Source organism: Streptococcus mitis, assembly GCF_946188695.1.
Lineage (GTDB): Bacteria > Bacillota > Bacilli > Lactobacillales > Streptococcaceae > Streptococcus > Streptococcus mitis_DF.
Window position 1 is genome coordinate 1 of the sequence record NZ_CAMHWI010000056.1, and the last position, 326, is coordinate 326.

General features: G+C 37.1%; 1 pseudogene. It reads right to left on the bottom strand.

What is annotated here, in order from left to right:
* A pseudogene (locus tag N8L33_RS09965) lies at positions 1-326 on the bottom strand (ISL3 family transposase); the annotation flags it as partial.

The window sequence follows — 326 nt, forward strand, 5'->3', positions numbered from 1 at the left end:
TTATCCTTGAGGAAGGTTTTAAAGACAGTCTGAAAAAGAGGATGAACCAGCTTAAGATTGTCCTCAATAAGTCCGAAGAATTTGTCAGGTTTCTTGTTCTGAAAGTGAAAAAGCAAGAGTTGATAGAGATGGTAGTGGTGTTTCAACTCATCTGAATAGCTCAAAAGCTTGTCTAGAATCTCTTTATTCGTTAAGTGCATACGAAAAGTAGGGCGATAAAATCGTTTATCACTCAGTTTACGACTATCTTGTTGAATGAGTTTCCAGTAGCGTTTGATGGCCTTGTATTCATGGGATTTTCGCTCAAATTGATTCATGATTTGGAC